This window comes from Methylobacterium sp. P5_C11, assembly GCF_054049775.1.
This window is the reverse complement of record NZ_JBFULS010000014.1, coordinates 1-13,837: the sequence shown is the minus strand read 5'-3', so window position 1 is coordinate 13,837 and position 13,837 is coordinate 1. Positions and strand designations below refer to the sequence as shown.

Here is a 13,837-nt window from a genome sequence, read left to right as displayed (position 1 = left end):
CGGGATGCGCCTGGACGAACGTAAAAAAGTGGTTTCGGAGCGAAAGCTTGACGGAACCTGTCCACGCCATCCCCGTTATTCGGGATGCGGTCCGGATCGACGCCTTTGGCAGTGTCCGCGTCCGCACTCATGCAGGCCGGCCATGCCCGTCTTCGAAGCAAAGAATCTGGACAGCGAGTTCGAAGGGCAGGCTCTGCTCGCGGCGATCCTGCATCCCACTCGGGCGGCACAAACCCGAGCTCTGAGGCACGGACGGCTGCGGGCCGAGCGCGCCTCCGCCCTCGCTGATCCGATGACAATCGAGCCTCGCTTCCCGATCGCTCCCGGCGAGCTGGCTCCGACCGCCTGCCCAGGCCGCTGACGCGCAGCCGGCTGTTCGGCCGCCCTACCAGGGTTGTGGCGTGACCAAGCCTTGGCGTGTCACCACCACCCATTCCCGACCGTGCCGCTCGACACCTTCGACGCGACCGACACCCGGCAGAATGTCCCCCGGCGAGACCTCGACCAGGCGGCGACGGCGGTTTTCGAGGATCGCGGTTCCTTCGTACACGTCGCGCAACGCCCAGCCGTCGATGACGGGCGGCTTGTCGGTCGCTGCCGGCTTCACCTTCTGGTCGGCGACCTTGGCGTCCGCGACCTTCACCTCCGGCTTCGTTTCGACGTTGCGGGGGGGCTCGGCGAGACTTCCCGTCTGCGTCGGTTCCGCCTTGGTGACGGTCGGCGCCGCCGCCGTCCGCCGGTCGAGCTGGGCGGCGAGGCCGGCGAGCCGGGTGTTGTGCTCGCGCTCGACCTGCTCGAGACGCTCGCCGAGGGCGGCGCTCTTAGAGCCTAGATTTTTGTCCACCTGAGCGATGCGTTCGCCGAGGGCGCTGCTCCGCGTCGCAGCCTCCTTCCGCGCGGCATCCGTGGAGGCGCGCAGATCGGCCAGCACGGTGTGAAGCTGTGCGATGTCGCTCGCGAGCCGCGCAGTCTCGGTCCGGCCGGCATCGAGGGTCGTGCCGAGCGCCGCGATCGCGTCGGATTGGACGGATGCGGGGCGGGCCAGAGCGATCATGCCCCCGCCCAGGAGAGCGCCGATCGCCAGCGCCGCACCCGGAAGCGCGAGACGCTTCGGATCGATGGTCCGCAAAGCCGAGAACGCGGTGAGCCCGGCGGCGGGCGCCACCGTGGCTTCGCCCACGGCCGCTGCCGGCGCCTCCTTACCGGTCACGACAGCCTTGAGCAGGTCGGCCGGCGACACCGCTGGCATGGCCTCGATCTTCGTCATCGCCCCGAACTCCGCTCGCGGGATCCCGCTGCAAGCGTTCGTTAAGGACGTTTGTTTACGAAACCCTTACCGCGCGCCGGCGGTGCTCGCCGCCAGACCGCGCTTTTTCAGGAGCGGCTCGATGCTCGGCATCCGCCCCCGGAAGGCCGTGTAGGCTTCGCGCGGGTCGCGCAGGTTGCCGGCACCGTAGACGAAGGTCCGCAACCGTCGGGCCGTGTCCGGATCGAAGATGTCGCCGGCCTCGCGGAACGCGTCGAACGCGTCGGCGTCGAGGACTTCCGACCAGAGATAGCTGTAGTAGCCCGCCGCGTAGCCGTCCCCTGAGAAGATGTGGGCGAAGTGCGGCGTCCGGTGCCGCATGCTGATCTCGGAAGGCATGCCGATCCGCCGCAGCGCCTCGGCTTCGTAGGCGGGCACGTCGAGTCCGGCCTCGCCGTCGGCCGAGAGGTGCAGCGTCATGTCGACGATTGCCGAGGCGGTGTATTCCACCGTGGCGAAACCCTGATTGTAGGTCCGCGCCGCCAGCAGCTTTTGCAAAAGGGCGTCGGGCATCGGCTCGCCCGTGCGATGGTGCCTAGCGTGAGTGCGCAGAACCTCCGGCTGCTCCAGCCAGTGCTCGTAGAGCTGCGAGGGCAGCTCTACGAAGTCGCGCGACACCGCCGTCCCGGACAGAAGCGGGTACGTCACGTCCGACAGCAAACCGTGCAAGGCGTGGCCGAATTCGTGGAACAGCGTGCGGGCGTCGTCGAAGGACAGCAGCGTACTCTCGCCGTCGGGCGCCTTGGCGAAGTTCATCACGTTGACGATGATCGGCGTGACCGGCCCGTTCAGGCGCTCCTGCGAGCGGAACGCACTCATCCAGGCGCCGGACCGTTTCGACGCGCGGGCGAAGTAATCGCCGAGGAACAGGCCGACTTCCGAACCGTCGGGATTGCCAACCCGCCAGACGCGGACGTCGGGGTGATACCGGGGGACGTCGGACAATTCCGAAAAGGTCAGGCCGAACAGCCGCGTGGCGGTGTCGAACGCCGCCTGGATCATGCGCTCGAGGGGCAGGTAGGCCTTGATCTCGCTCTCGTCGAGGTCGTGCTCGGCGCGCCGGACCTTCTCGGCGTAGTGCCGCCAATCGTGGGCCTGGAGGGCGAAGTCATGGCCCTCCGCCTGGATCGTCGCCTGAAGGCGGTCGCGCTCGTCGGCCGCCCGTGCACGGGCCGGCGTCCAGACATCGCGCAGCAGCCCCGTTGCGGCATCGGGGCTCGCCGCCATGGTATCGTCGAGGGCGAAATGCGCGAAGCTCTCGAATCCGAGCAGACGCGCACGCTCGGCCCGCAACCGGATGATTTCGGCGATGATCGCGCGGGTGTCGGTGGCACCCCCGTTCTCGCCGCGGCGCGTCCAGGCCGCGTAGGCGCGCTCACGCAGGTCGCGCCGGGTCGAGAAGACCAGGAACGGCTCGATCAGCGAGCGGGACAGCGTGATGACGTGGCCGTCGAGACCGCGCTCCCTGGCGGCACTCTCCGCGGCGGCGCGCAGGAACGGCGGCAGTCCCGCCAGATCCTCCTCGCCCTGGAGCGGAAGCGTGAAGCTGCTCTCGTCCGCCAGGAGATTCTGGCTGAATCGGGTGCCCAGCTCCGACATCCGGGCCGCGATCTCGGCGATGCGGGCCTTGGCGTCGGGGCCGAGATCGGCGCCCGACCGCCGGAAGCGGATCCGATACCGGTCGAGCACCCGGCGCTCCTCCGGACCCAGACCCTCGGCCTCGATCGCCGAGATCCGCGCCCAGAGGTCGGGATTCAGGTAGATGGCGCTGCCGTGCCGGGCGAGCTTCGGACCGATCTCCCGCTCGATGGCCTGCAACTCGGGATTCGTGTGGCTGCCGGTCAGGTTGTAGAACACGCCGGCCACGCGATCGAGGGCGAGGCCGGCCCGCTCCATCGCTTCCACGGTGTTGCCGAAGGTGGCCGGGTCCGTCCGGGTCGCGATGGCGCGGATCTCCGCGTCGTGAACGGCGAGGGCCGCGTCGAAGGCCGGGCTGTAATGCTCCGGACGGATCCGATCGAAGGGCGGAAGTCCGTGCGGTGTGCTCCAGTGCGCCTCGCGGAAAGGATTGTCCTGCGGCAGGCTCGGAAGCCCGGCCTCTACTGCGTCCGACATGCGATCCTCAACGGTACGTCCCCGCGACGGCGAATCCCATCGCCCCGCCAGCGCGCCGACATGGGGTGCAGGGGCACGATCGGGAAGACAGTGGCCCGTTCGACGCGGCCGTCAACCGGTCGGGTGCGATCCGAATGGCGTCTCGCTCGTTTGTAGAGGCCCACGCCCACGCTTCGAGGCCCCATGCCGGGACGTATCCTGTCGATCCGCCGACCGTCCGCATTCCTGGCGGGCGCTGCCCTCGCCCATGCGCTCTGCCTGTTTCCGATCGCGCGAAGCCAGGCGGCCGAGGCACCGGCCCCCACGGTTCCGACCCCGCCGCCTCTGCCCCCGGAGCGCCCCGACGCGTTAAAGCCGCCCGCCGCTGCGGAGTTGGCGCTCCCGACGCCGCCGGCCCGTCCGCCGGAACTGACGCCGGCCGTCTCACTACCAGCCAAGGAGCCGACGAAGGACGCGGGCGGCGAGAGGCCGACCGAAACGGCCAGACCTGAGATTCCGTCGCCGCCGCCGACACCGCCGGGGCGCCCTCCGGAACTGACGGGCGAGGCGGCCCTGGCCCTCAAGGTGGCGCCGCCGGACGATACGGCCTGTCGGACGCGACTGAAGCGGCTCGGCGTCGATTTCGAGCCGCTACCACCCATCGCGGAGGGGCAATGCACCGCACCGCTGCCGCTCAAGGTGACGCGGTTCGCCGACGGGGTTGCGCTGCCCCAGGGCGCGACGCTGACCTGCCGCGCCGCCGAAGCGCTGGCGCGCTGGGTCACCGAGGTGCAGGTCGAGGCCGAGCGGACTCTGAAGCATCCGCTGACCGGCCTCGAACTCGGCGGGTCCTATGTGTGCCGCGGCCAGAACCACGACCTCGATGCCAAGCTGAGCGAGCACGCCTTCGCCAACGCCGCCGACATCATGGGTTTTACTTTTGCGGGCCGCGCGACCATCCCCGTGAAGGCGATGCCCGACGGATCGGAGGAGGCGCAGTTCCTCGGTTCGGTCCGAACCAAGGCTTGCGGCTTCTTTCGGACCGTCCTCGGGCCGGGCACGAACGCGGCCCATGCCAACCATCTCCACTTCGACGAGCGCGAGCGCAGCGCCGGTCACCGTCTCTGCGAATAGCCTCGCGTGGAACGTTCCGGCGGACTCGGCATTTCATGGCTCGGGAGCGCGCCCGCTCCCGGGAATGACGACGTCGATGATCCCGACATCCTGGCGGCCGGTTTGCGTGGCTCTCCTGGCGAGTTGCGTCGCCGCACATGGCGCGGCGGCGCGGCCGGCCAAGGTCAAGAAGGAGCAAACGCCTCAGAAGGCGCCGCTCACCGCCGATGCGGTGAATGCCGCATCCCTGGCCTCCCCCGACTCCGGCAAGGCCAACGGATCGAAATCCGGAGCCCGGGCGCGCAGGATCAAGGCTTCCGACGAAAAGCCCGACGCGCTGATCATCAAGGCGCAGGTCCTGCTCGATCGCGCGCACTTCTATCCCGGGGCGATCGACGGCCTGAAAGGCGACAATTACCGGCGCGCGCTCTCGGCGTTCGCGGTGGCACAGGGTCTTCCCGCCACGCAGGCGTTGACGCAGGAGGTCTGGGACAAGCTCCAGGCCTCCAGCGATAAACCGGTCGTGACGGATTATACCGTCACGGATTCCGACGCGTCGGGACCCTATGTCGACCGGATCCCGCCCAAGATGGAGGAGCAGGCCGATCTCAAGGCGTTGGACTACACCAACCCCCGCGAGATGCTGGCCGAGCGCTTCCACATGGGCCGCGATCTCGTCAGCGCCCTCAACCCCGGCAAGCCCCTCGACAAGGCGGGAACGACGATCGTGGTCGCGGCCGTGGATCCGATGGGCCTGGACAAGCCGAAGGGCAAGGACCTTCCTCAGGAACCGAAAGTGGAGCGCATCGAGGTCGACAAGTCGAGCCGAGACGTCCGCGCCTTCGATGCCAACGGGAAGCTCCTGGCCTACTATCCCGCCTCGATCGGCAGCGCCGAGAAGCCGGCGCCCAGCGGCGACACCAAGGTGAAGGGCGTCGCCTTCGATCCCGATTACACCTACAATCCGAAATACGCGTTCAAGGGCGTGAAAGCACAGCACAAGTTCACGATCCAATCAGGCCCCAACAATCCGGTTGGCCTGGTCTGGATCGACCTGGCGATCCCGAGCTACGGGATCCACGGCACGCCGGAGCCCGAAAAGGTCGGAAAGACCGAATCCCACGGCTGCATCCGACTGACCAACTGGAACGTGCGTGATCTCGCGTCTCATGTGACGCGCGGGGCCAAGGTCAGCTTCAAGGACGATTGACCCGCAGCGGACGCCCGCTCGCGCGACCCCGCGCACAAAAATGTATCATCGGTTAACATAGCGGCGTCACTGGCATCCGGAACGGGCCGAGAACGCTTGACACACTGCTGAATACGGGCGACCCCTCGTGCAGTCTCGCGGGCCGCCCTTCGAGCCGCGTTCAGACATCCGGACGCTGCTCAACAGGTGCGCGGGGCTCGACAAACCGCACGGCAAGATCCCCGGTGACGGGGGCGTTCGAAGGGAAGACGGCCCGGCGTGATTGCTGACCCCAACGATGACGTTCTCCAAGGTGTCCGCGTTCTCGTCGTCGAAGACGAGGCCGCGATCTCGATGCTGTTGGAGGACATGCTCCTCGATTTCGGCTGTGCCGTCGTGGGGCCTGCTGCGCGGCTGTCCTCAGCCTTGGAAATGGCTTCGCAGGAAACATTCGAGGTTGCCATCCTCGATGTGAACGTCGCCGGTGAGCCGATCTATCCGGTGGCCGAGGCCATCGCGAAGCGCGATCTACCGCTCGTGTTCTCGACCGGCTATGGCGGCGCGGGCATTCGCGAACCGTTCCGCGATCGGCCTGTCGTCCAGAAGCCGTTCAGCCAGGCCGACCTCAAGCGCACCTTGATCGGAGCGATCCGGGCTGCCCGCGCCTGACGCTGGCGCCCGCCCGGGGGCTGCTCCCGCAGCCTCCCTCCGGCCCTTGCCCTCTGCCTGACCGCTCCCTCCCGACCGCGCGGGTGCGACCGCTCGGGATCGGCGCCTCAGAGCCCTTCGATCGGGAAGACGTTCTCGACATGGGCCGGCCAGCCCCGGGCGCCGACGAAGACGGCATCGGCGCGGAACGTCGCACCGCCACTCCATGCGTTGCGTCCGATCCAGGCGCGCACCGCCCGCGAGAACCGACGACGCTTGGCCGCGTCGATCGCCTCCCGTGCATCGTCGCGCCGGGCGCGCGCCTTCACCTCCACGAACACGACGGTGTTCCAGCGCTTCACGACGAGGTCGATCTCGCCGCCGGCGAAGCTCACCCGTCGGCCGATCGGCCAGTAGCCCTTGAGCATCAAGGCGGCGAGCGCGAGCCACTCGGCGTGGTGGCCCCGCAGATAGGCGGCGCGGCGCCTGCCGGAGCGGTCCGGCAGAACCCCGTTCATCCCTGCCCCCGCGCAAGTGCCAGCGCCCGCGTGTAGATGAGCCGGCGGGGCTGGCCGGTCTCGTCGGCCACGAGGCTCGCGGCGTCCTTGATCGAGTGCCGTTCGAGGGCTGCCAGGATCAGCGCGTCCAGGGTGGCATCGCTGTCCGTGGGCCGCTCCGGGGCGGTTGCCGCACCGATGATCACGACGATCTCACCCTTCGGCGGTCCTTCCTGGGCGAACCGTTCGCTCAGGCTGCCCAACGTATCGCGCCGTATGGTTTCGTAGAGCTTGGTGAGTTCGCGGGTTACCGCCGCCGGACGCTCCGGGCCGAGTACCGCGGCGGCATCGGTCAGCATGTCCGGCAAGCGGTGGGGCGACTCGAACAGGACCAGCGTTCCGGGCACGTGGAGCAGGGCCTCGAGACGGTTGCGTCGGGCACCGGCTTTCTGCGGCAGGAAGCCCTCGAAGAAGAAGCGGTCGGTGGGAAGACCGGCTGCGACCAGCGCCGTCATCACCGCCGACGGGCCGGGAACCGGCGTGATGGCGATCCCGGCCTCGATGACGGCCTGAACGAGCTTGTAGCCGGGATCGGAGACCAGCGGCGTGCCGGCATCCGAGACCAGAGCCAGGGCCTCTCCGGCCCGAAGCCGTGCGACCATCCGCTCGCGCACCGCGTCGTTGGAATGTTCATGATAGGCGAGCAGCGGCGTCGTGATCCCGTAATGCGCCAGCAGGTTCCGGGTGACCCGGGTGTCCTCGGCCAGGACCGCGTCGGCGGCCGCCAGCGTCGCCAGCGCGCGGATCGTGATGTCGCGCAGGTTGCCGATAGGGGTCGCGACGATGTGCAGGCCCGGTGCCAGGGGCTCGGCCTCGCTCGCGAGGCCGAAAGCCGTAAAAGTGGTGCGGCGCGGTCGGTCGGGGGCGAGCTTCGGGGACGGGCCTCGGGTCGGGGCGGCGAGCCCAGGGTCTTCGAATCGGCGGGTCATCACCGGCGATCTTGCCACACCGGCCGCCGCGCGTCGCGGCAAGGTCATGCAACCGGGGGCAAGTCCGCGGCACCGCGTTTACATTTCGAAATCCGGCAGTCAGGCTGGCCTTCATGCTCGAAGGAGTTCGCGCCATGGCGCGCCCGACAAGCGCGCGGGACCGTCTCGTGCGCGTCACCGCCCGGTCCGCTGCGATGGGCGCCGTCCTGCTGTCGCTGGGCGCCTGCGTCGGCACCGATCTGGCCCGGCGCCGGCCGGGACCGGAGGCCGACCTGACGCCGCCGGCCGCCGTACCGGAGGCGCAGGCGCTCACGCCAGCCGCGCCGGTTTTGCCCGCCGCGGGCGGCGGCGCGCGCATCGGCGCGGGCACCGTGAAGGTCGCCCTCGTGCTGCCGTTGACCGGCCAAGGCTCGACGGTGGGCGCGGCCATGCGCAACGCGGCGCAGCTCGCCTTCGACGAGGCGCAGCAGCCGGATCTCACGATCCTGGTCGAGGATGACCGGGGCAGCCCGGACGGTGCCCGGGACGCGACCCAGGATGCGCTGCGTCAGGGGGCCGAGATCGTGCTGGGGCCGCTCTTCGCCGGCTCCGTCCAAGCCGCCGCGACTGTGGCGAAGACGACCGGCAAGCCGGTGATCGGGTTCTCGACGGACGCGACCGTGGCCAACCGCGGCGTCTACCTGCTGAGCTTCCTGCCCCAACCCGAGGTCGACCGCGCGGTCGAGGATTCCGTCGCCGATGGCAAGCGGTCCTTCGCGGCGCTGATTCCGGAGACGGCCTACGGCAACGCCGTCGAGGCGGAGTTCCGGGAGGCCGTCGCCCGCAAGGGTGCGCGGGTGGCCGCCGTGGAGCGCTACCCGGCGGGCGCACCCGTCGCTGCGGTGGAACGGCTGGCGCGGGTCGTCGCCGGGCCGGGCGCCACCGCCGACGCGCTGTTCATCCCGGACACGGCAGACGCCATGCCGACCGTGGCGGCGGCGCTCACCAAGGCCGGCTTCTCGCCGGCCCGAGTGCGCCCCGTCGGGACTGCCCTCTGGAACGAGCCGGCACTCTTCGCGCTCCCCGCCCTTCAGGGGGGCCGCTTCGCCGGCCCGGACCGCACCGGCTTCTCCAACTTCAGCGGCCGCTATCAAGCCCGCTTCGGCGCCGTGCCGCCGCGGGTCGCGTCGCTGGCCTACGACGCCGTCATGCTCGTCGGCGCCTTGTCCCGCCGGTACGGTTCGCAGCGCTTCGCGGAGACGACCCTGACCAACGGGTCGGGCTTCGCAGGCATCGACGGGACCTTCCGGTTCCGGCCGGACGGGCAGAGCGAGCGCGCCCTGGCGGTCTACGAGATCCGCAACAACGCCGCGACCCCGGTCAGCCCGGCACCCCGGGTCCTGGCGAAGCCCGGGATCTGATCAGGCCGCGAGGTCGGCCACCAGGGCGTTCAGGACCGGCGCCCCCTGGGCCGTGGCGGCGATGCGACCGCCGGGCAGCCGCGCCAGCAGGCCGTCGCCGATCAGCATGCCCACACGGTTGCCGTTCAGCGGGCGCCCCTTCAGATCCGCGTAGCGGTCCGGATCGATCCCTTCGCGGAGCCGCAGGCCCATCATCAGGAACTCGTCGGCCTGATCGGCGGCCGACAGCGCCTCGGTCGCGACGACGCCGTGGCCGTCGTGCTCGACCCGGGCCAGCCAGCCTTCCGGGGAACGCTCGGTGATGGTCCCGATCCGGCCGCCGGACGTGACAAGCCGCCCATGGGCTCCCGGGCCGATGCCGGCATATTCGCCGTAACGCCAGTAGAGCAGGTTGTGGCGCGATTCCGCGCCGGGCCGGGCATGGTTCGAGATCTCATAGGCCGGGAGGCCAGCCTTCGCGCAGAGATCCTGGGTGACATCGTAGAGCACGCGCCCGGCATCGTCGTCCGGCGTGACCAGCCTGCCGGCCGCGGCCAGGGCGTGGAACGGCGTCCCCGGCTCGATGGTGAGCTGGTAGAGCGAGAGATGCTCGGCGGCCCGGGACAGCGCCTCGCCGAGTTCCGCCCGCCAGAGCTCCGAAGTCTGGCCGGGCCGGGCATAGATCAGGTCGAAGGACGTCCGTTCGAAGACCGACTGCGCCAAGTCGATCGCCGCGAAGGCCTGCGCGGCGTCATGCAGGCGGCCCAGCGTTCGAAGCGACACGTCGTCGAGGGCCTGGATGCCCAGGGAGACCCGGTTCACGCCGGCCGCTCGGTAGCCGCGGAAGCGGTTGGCCTCGACGCTCGACGGGTTGGCCTCCAGGGTGATCTCGGCGTCCGCTGCGACCGGCCAGTGGGCCGCCACGGCCTCAAGCAGGCCGGCCACCGTCGCAGGCTGCATCAGCGAGGGAGTCCCGCCGCCGAGGAAGATGCTGGTAACGGTTCGGCCGGGGGTGCGGGCTGCGGTGTGGGCGATCTCCGCGCGGAAGGCTGCGAGGAAGCGCGGCTCATCCACGCCCGCGTGGCGGACGTGGCTGTTGAAGTCGCAGTATGGGCACTTCGCGGCGCAGAAGGGCCAGTGCAGGTAGATGCCGAAGCCCGCGTCGCGGGTCGGGTGGTCCGGGCCGTTGAATGACATGATGGCCGGGATGTGAGCGCGGACGTGCCGTTTGGCAATCAGGTTCCGGACGCGAGACAGGCCCGGCTCAGCTTCACGAAGGCCCGGGCGCGGTGCGAGAGGCCATACCCCTTCTGCCAATCGACGCCGTGCTTCTCCTCGGCCGTCATTTCGCCGAAGGTGCACTCGTGCCCGTCCGGCCGGAAGATCGGGTCGTAGCCGAAGCCCGCGGTCCCGCGCGCCGCGACCAGGTCGCCGAAGACCCGGCCCTCGAACAGCTCGGTGTGGCCGTCCGGCCAGGCGAGCACCAGGGCCGAGACGAAGTGCGCTCGGCGGTCCGCCATGTCGCGCCTGTCGAGTTCGGAGAAGATCCGCGCCATCGCGCCGGCGAAATCCTTGGTCGGGCCAGCCCAGCGGGCCGAGAAGATGCCCGGCGCCCCGTCGAGGCCGTCCACGCACAGGCCGGAATCGTCCGCGAAGGCGGGAAGGCCCGTGGCGACGGCGGCCGCCTGGGCCTTGATCGCCGCATTCTCGGCGAACGTCGTGCCGGTCTCCTCAGGCTCGGGCAGGCCGAGGTCACCTGCCGAGACCGCCGCGACCCCGAACGGCGCCAGCAGCTCGCGCATCTCGACGAGCTTGCCGGCGTTGTGGGTGGCGATCACCACCTTCCCGGTGAGGCGCCGGCTCACGCGAGGGCCTCCTTCTGGAGGGCGACAAGCCGATCGGTGCCGGCGCGGGCCAGACCAAGCAGGTCGATGAGCTGCTCCTGCGTGAACGGCTCCATCTCGGCGGTGCCCTGCACCTCCACGATGCCGCCCCGGCCGGTGAGCACGAAGTTGGCGTCGGTCTCGGCGGCCGAGTCCTCGGCATAGTCGAGGTCGAGGACCGGGGTCCCCTTGTACAGGCCACAGGACACGGCGGCGACGTGATCGCGGAGCGGATCGACCGAGATGATCGAGCGCGTCCGCATCCAGGCGAAGCAGTCGTGCAGGGCCAGCCAGGCGCCGGTGATGGCGGCTGTCCGCGTGCCGCCGTCGGCCTGGATCACGTCGCAGTCGATCGTCACCTGACGCTCGCCCATGGCCGGAAGGTTGGTGACCGCACGGAGCGATCGGCCGATCAGCCGCTGGATCTCCTGCGTGCGCCCGGAGGGCTTGCCGGAACCGACCTCGCGGCGGGTGCGTTCGTGCGTCGCACGGGGAAGCATGGCGTACTCGGCCGTGACCCAGCCCTTACCCGAGCCGCGCAGCCACGGGGGTGCCCGCTCTTCCAGCGAGGCGGTGCAGAGCACCCGGGTGTTGCCGAAGCTGACGAGGCAGGACCCCTCGGCGTAGCGCGAGACCGCGCGCTCCAGGGTGACGGGCCGCAGCTCGTCGGCGGCACGCTTGGAAGGCCGCATTGCGGGCCCCTTCTGTCGAGAGTGTCGAGGGCCGGGCTCTTAGGCCGGCGCGCCACCGCGGGCAAGCATCGCCTTACGGATTGATCCGGGCGGGACGGTTGGACATGATCGGACCACAGGATGATTGCGTGACACACCCCAGTCCCAACCTTTCCAACGGCCAATCCATGCAGGCGCTCGCCGCCCTCAATGAGCGTGCCCGTGAGATCTTCCGGCAGATCGTCGAAAGCTATCTGACGACGGGCGAGCCGGTCGGCTCCCGCAATCTGGCTCGAATCCTGCCGATGGCGCTCTCGCCGGCTTCGATCCGGAACGTCATGGCGGATCTCGAGCATTCCGGCCTGATCTTCGCGCCCCACACCTCGGCCGGACGCCTCCCGACCGAGCTGGGGCTGCGGTTCTTCGTCGACGCGATGCTCGAACTCGGCGACGTCAGTCAGGACGAGCAGACGCGCATCGAGGCCCAGATGCGCGCCGCCGCCTCGGGGCACACCTTCGAAACGGCGCTTGCTGAGGCATCGACCATGCTGTCGGGCGTCTCCCGCGGGGCCGGAGTCGTCCTGACCACCAAGGCGAACGTGAACCTGAAGCACATCGAGTTCGTGCGCCTGGACCCGGCCCGCGCCCTGGTGATCCTGGTCTCGAACGACGGCTCCGTGGAGAACCGTCTCGTCGACCTGCCGCCGGGCCTGCCGGCGGGGGCGCTCCAGGAGGCGACGAATTTCCTCAACGCTCGCCTGCAGGGCCGCACCCTCGGGTCCCTGCGCGCCGAGATCGAGGCAGGCCGCAAGGCGATGAAGCGCGAACTCGACGCGATCACCGAGCGCCTGGTCGACGCCGGCCTCGCGACGCCGGTCGGCCCCATGGAGGCGCGCCAGTTGATCGTGCGCGGACAGGCCAACCTGCTGGACGACCTGCGCGCGGTCGAGGATCTCGAGCGCATTCGCCTGTTGTTCAACGATCTTGAGACCCAGAAGGATGTCATCGACCTCCTGGCCCGCGCCGAGGGCGGCGACGGCGTGCGCATCTTCATCGGATCGGAGAACAAGCTGTTCTCGCTCTCGGGCTCGTCGCTGATCGCCGCGCCGTTCCGGGACGGATCGCAGAAGATCGTCGGCGTCGTCGGGGTGATCGGCCCGACCCGACTGAATTACGCCCGCATCGTGCCGATGGTCGACTACACCGCCCGCGTCGTTTCGAAGTTGCTGGACGGTGGACGGTAAGGCGGCGACGCTGGCCGCGCCAACCGTGCCGGCGGCGGGAGCCACGATGCAGGCGGCTACCCCGCGCGACGTCCGCCGGTCGAGGCTTGAACCGCAGCGCCGATGCGGTGGTCCTTACGTCTGTCTGACGAGTGATCGAGGCGGTCTGAATGTCACGTGGTTTCGATGCCATGGCGCGCTGAGGACGGACCCGCGCCAGACTCGGCGCAGGTGCAATCCGAGGCGGGTCTCGATCGCGATTTCGGGAAAAACGCCGCGCGCCGTACAGAACCCTCGCTGGCCGGCGCGCGGCTGCCGATCAGGCCGGGATCACGTCGACGATCTCGTAGGTGTCGGGATCGATGATTACGATGTCGTCGCGCACGAGAATGAACTCGTAGCCCTCGTATTCCGGCACGATCGACACGATGGCCGGCGGCAGCCGGTGCAGCGTCACCGACCGCGGGATCGCGGTGCCGACCGCCAAGCCGAAAGCCACGTCCCGGAGCGGCGAGACACCGAGGCGGGTGATCGAGCTGCGGAACTCCGTCCGCTGCCGCGTATCCAGCCGCCCGACCGCGCCGCGGACGGAGCCGTGCTCGCGGGCGCCGGCCCGACCGCCCCGCTCCCCGGCAGAACCGCGACCGCCCCGATCAGGCCCGGCCGCGTCGCGGTTGCCGCGTTCGCCGCCCGCGCCCGGCTCCCGGCCGCCGCGCTCGCCCCGGTCGCCGCGTTCCCCGGCCCCAGGATTCGCCCCTTGTCCGGCCCGTTCGGAAGGCCCGTTGCGCTCGGGCGCGCCGCCCGCCCGGCCCGGCCCATCGGTGCCGCGACCCGCAGGCCCGCCC

General features: G+C 70.0%; 13 protein-coding genes. 5 read left to right on the top strand and 8 right to left on the bottom strand.

The annotated features are described in order from the left end of the window. Window positions 1-385: 385 nt before the first annotated feature. The gene (locus ACXJKQ_RS10005) at window positions 386-1,267 is read right to left on the bottom strand and encodes a hypothetical protein (protein ID WP_457105609.1); all 882 of its coding nucleotides are present in this window, start codon (window positions 1,265-1,267) and stop codon (window positions 386-388) included. 66 nt (window positions 1,268-1,333) lie between these two features. Then, complete coding sequence (locus ACXJKQ_RS10000; protein WP_457105608.1) at window positions 1,334-3,421, bottom strand: M3 family metallopeptidase; 2,088 nt, start codon at window positions 3,419-3,421, stop codon at window positions 1,334-1,336. Between the two features lie 183 nt (window positions 3,422-3,604). Between ACXJKQ_RS10000 and ACXJKQ_RS09995 the strand changes: the two genes are divergently transcribed. From ACXJKQ_RS09995 to ACXJKQ_RS09985, 3 genes are all read left to right on the top strand, one after another. Beyond that, window positions 3,605-4,534, top strand: a complete 930-nt coding sequence (locus ACXJKQ_RS09995) for an extensin family protein (protein WP_457105607.1) — start codon at window positions 3,605-3,607, stop codon at window positions 4,532-4,534. Between the two features lie 76 nt (window positions 4,535-4,610). Next, window positions 4,611-5,723 (top strand): L,D-transpeptidase family protein, encoded by a 1,113-nt coding sequence (locus ACXJKQ_RS09990; protein WP_457105606.1) that lies wholly within the window; start codon window positions 4,611-4,613, stop codon window positions 5,721-5,723. Window positions 5,724-5,981: 258 nt separating this feature from the next. Continuing rightward, complete coding sequence (locus ACXJKQ_RS09985) at window positions 5,982-6,371, top strand: response regulator (protein WP_457105605.1); 390 nt, start codon at window positions 5,982-5,984, stop codon at window positions 6,369-6,371. A gap of 107 nt (window positions 6,372-6,478) precedes the next feature. Here ACXJKQ_RS09985 and ACXJKQ_RS09980 read toward each other — a convergent pair whose 3' ends face one another. Together ACXJKQ_RS09980 and rsmI are read right to left on the bottom strand one after the other, a co-directional pair. Then, window positions 6,479-6,868 carry a YraN family protein gene (locus ACXJKQ_RS09980; RefSeq protein WP_457105604.1) on the bottom strand — a complete coding sequence of 130 codons (390 nt, stop codon included), beginning with the start codon at window positions 6,866-6,868 and terminating at the stop codon, window positions 6,479-6,481. Next, window positions 6,865-7,836 (bottom strand): 16S rRNA (cytidine(1402)-2'-O)-methyltransferase, encoded by a 972-nt coding sequence (gene rsmI / locus ACXJKQ_RS09975; protein ID WP_457105603.1) that lies wholly within the window; start codon window positions 7,834-7,836, stop codon window positions 6,865-6,867. The genes ACXJKQ_RS09980 and rsmI overlap by 4 nt, the downstream gene beginning before the upstream one ends. A gap of 134 nt (window positions 7,837-7,970) precedes the next feature. Between rsmI and ACXJKQ_RS09970 the strand changes: the two genes are divergently transcribed. Next, window positions 7,971-9,236: a penicillin-binding protein activator gene (locus tag ACXJKQ_RS09970; RefSeq protein ID WP_457105602.1), complete on the top strand. Its 1,266-nt coding sequence runs from the start codon at window positions 7,971-7,973 to the stop codon at window positions 9,234-9,236. On the opposite strand, the gene hemW is transcribed toward ACXJKQ_RS09970, so the two are convergent. Genes hemW through rph form a run of 3 tightly spaced genes read right to left on the bottom strand, consistent with a single transcriptional unit; the run spans window position 9,237 to window position 11,790 of the window. After that, on the bottom strand, window positions 9,237-10,412 hold the full coding sequence (gene hemW, locus ACXJKQ_RS09965; RefSeq protein WP_457105601.1) for a radical SAM family heme chaperone HemW: 1,176 nt from the start codon (window positions 10,410-10,412) through the stop codon (window positions 9,237-9,239). It lies immediately after the preceding gene. Window positions 10,413-10,450: 38 nt separating this feature from the next. After that, window positions 10,451-11,080: an RdgB/HAM1 family non-canonical purine NTP pyrophosphatase gene (rdgB, locus tag ACXJKQ_RS09960; RefSeq protein ID WP_457105600.1), complete on the bottom strand. Its 630-nt coding sequence runs from the start codon at window positions 11,078-11,080 to the stop codon at window positions 10,451-10,453. Next, window positions 11,077-11,790, bottom strand: a complete 714-nt coding sequence (gene rph, locus ACXJKQ_RS09955; protein ID WP_457105599.1) for a ribonuclease PH — start codon at window positions 11,788-11,790, stop codon at window positions 11,077-11,079. Before rph ends, rdgB begins: the two co-directional genes overlap by 4 nt. 167 nt (window positions 11,791-11,957) lie before the next feature. On the opposite strand from rph, the gene hrcA reads away from it, so the two are divergent. Then, a complete protein-coding gene (gene hrcA, locus ACXJKQ_RS09950) occupies window positions 11,958-13,013 on the top strand; it encodes a heat-inducible transcriptional repressor HrcA (protein WP_457105681.1) in 1,056 nt (351 codons plus the stop codon). Between the two features lie 298 nt (window positions 13,014-13,311). On the opposite strand, the gene ACXJKQ_RS09945 is transcribed toward hrcA, so the two are convergent. Further along, window positions 13,312-13,837: DUF1236 domain-containing protein (locus tag ACXJKQ_RS09945; RefSeq protein ID WP_457105598.1), on the bottom strand; the 526-nt coding region annotated here is incomplete at its 5' end.

Coding starts and splice junctions, on each gene's coding strand:
- hemW (WP_457105601.1), bottom strand. CDS start 10,412: ATGTCATTCAACGGCCCGGACCACCCGACCCGCGACGCGGGCTTCGGC.
- hrcA (WP_457105681.1), top strand. CDS start 11,958: ATGCAGGCGCTCGCCGCCCTCAATGAGCGTGCCCGTGAGATCTTCCGG.
- ACXJKQ_RS10000 (WP_457105608.1), bottom strand. CDS start 3,421: ATGTCGGACGCAGTAGAGGCCGGGCTTCCGAGCCTGCCGCAGGACAAT.
- rsmI (WP_457105603.1), bottom strand. CDS start 7,836: ATGACCCGCCGATTCGAAGACCCTGGGCTCGCCGCCCCGACCCGAGGC.
- ACXJKQ_RS09970 (WP_457105602.1), top strand. CDS start 7,971: ATGGCGCGCCCGACAAGCGCGCGGGACCGTCTCGTGCGCGTCACCGCC.
- ACXJKQ_RS09980 (WP_457105604.1), bottom strand. CDS start 6,868: ATGAACGGGGTTCTGCCGGACCGCTCCGGCAGGCGCCGCGCCGCCTAT.
- ACXJKQ_RS09995 (WP_457105607.1), top strand. CDS start 3,605: ATGCCGGGACGTATCCTGTCGATCCGCCGACCGTCCGCATTCCTGGCG.
- ACXJKQ_RS09990 (WP_457105606.1), top strand. CDS start 4,611: ATGATCCCGACATCCTGGCGGCCGGTTTGCGTGGCTCTCCTGGCGAGT.
- ACXJKQ_RS10005 (WP_457105609.1), bottom strand. CDS start 1,267: ATGACGAAGATCGAGGCCATGCCAGCGGTGTCGCCGGCCGACCTGCTC.
- rph (WP_457105599.1), bottom strand. CDS start 11,790: ATGCGGCCTTCCAAGCGTGCCGCCGACGAGCTGCGGCCCGTCACCCTG.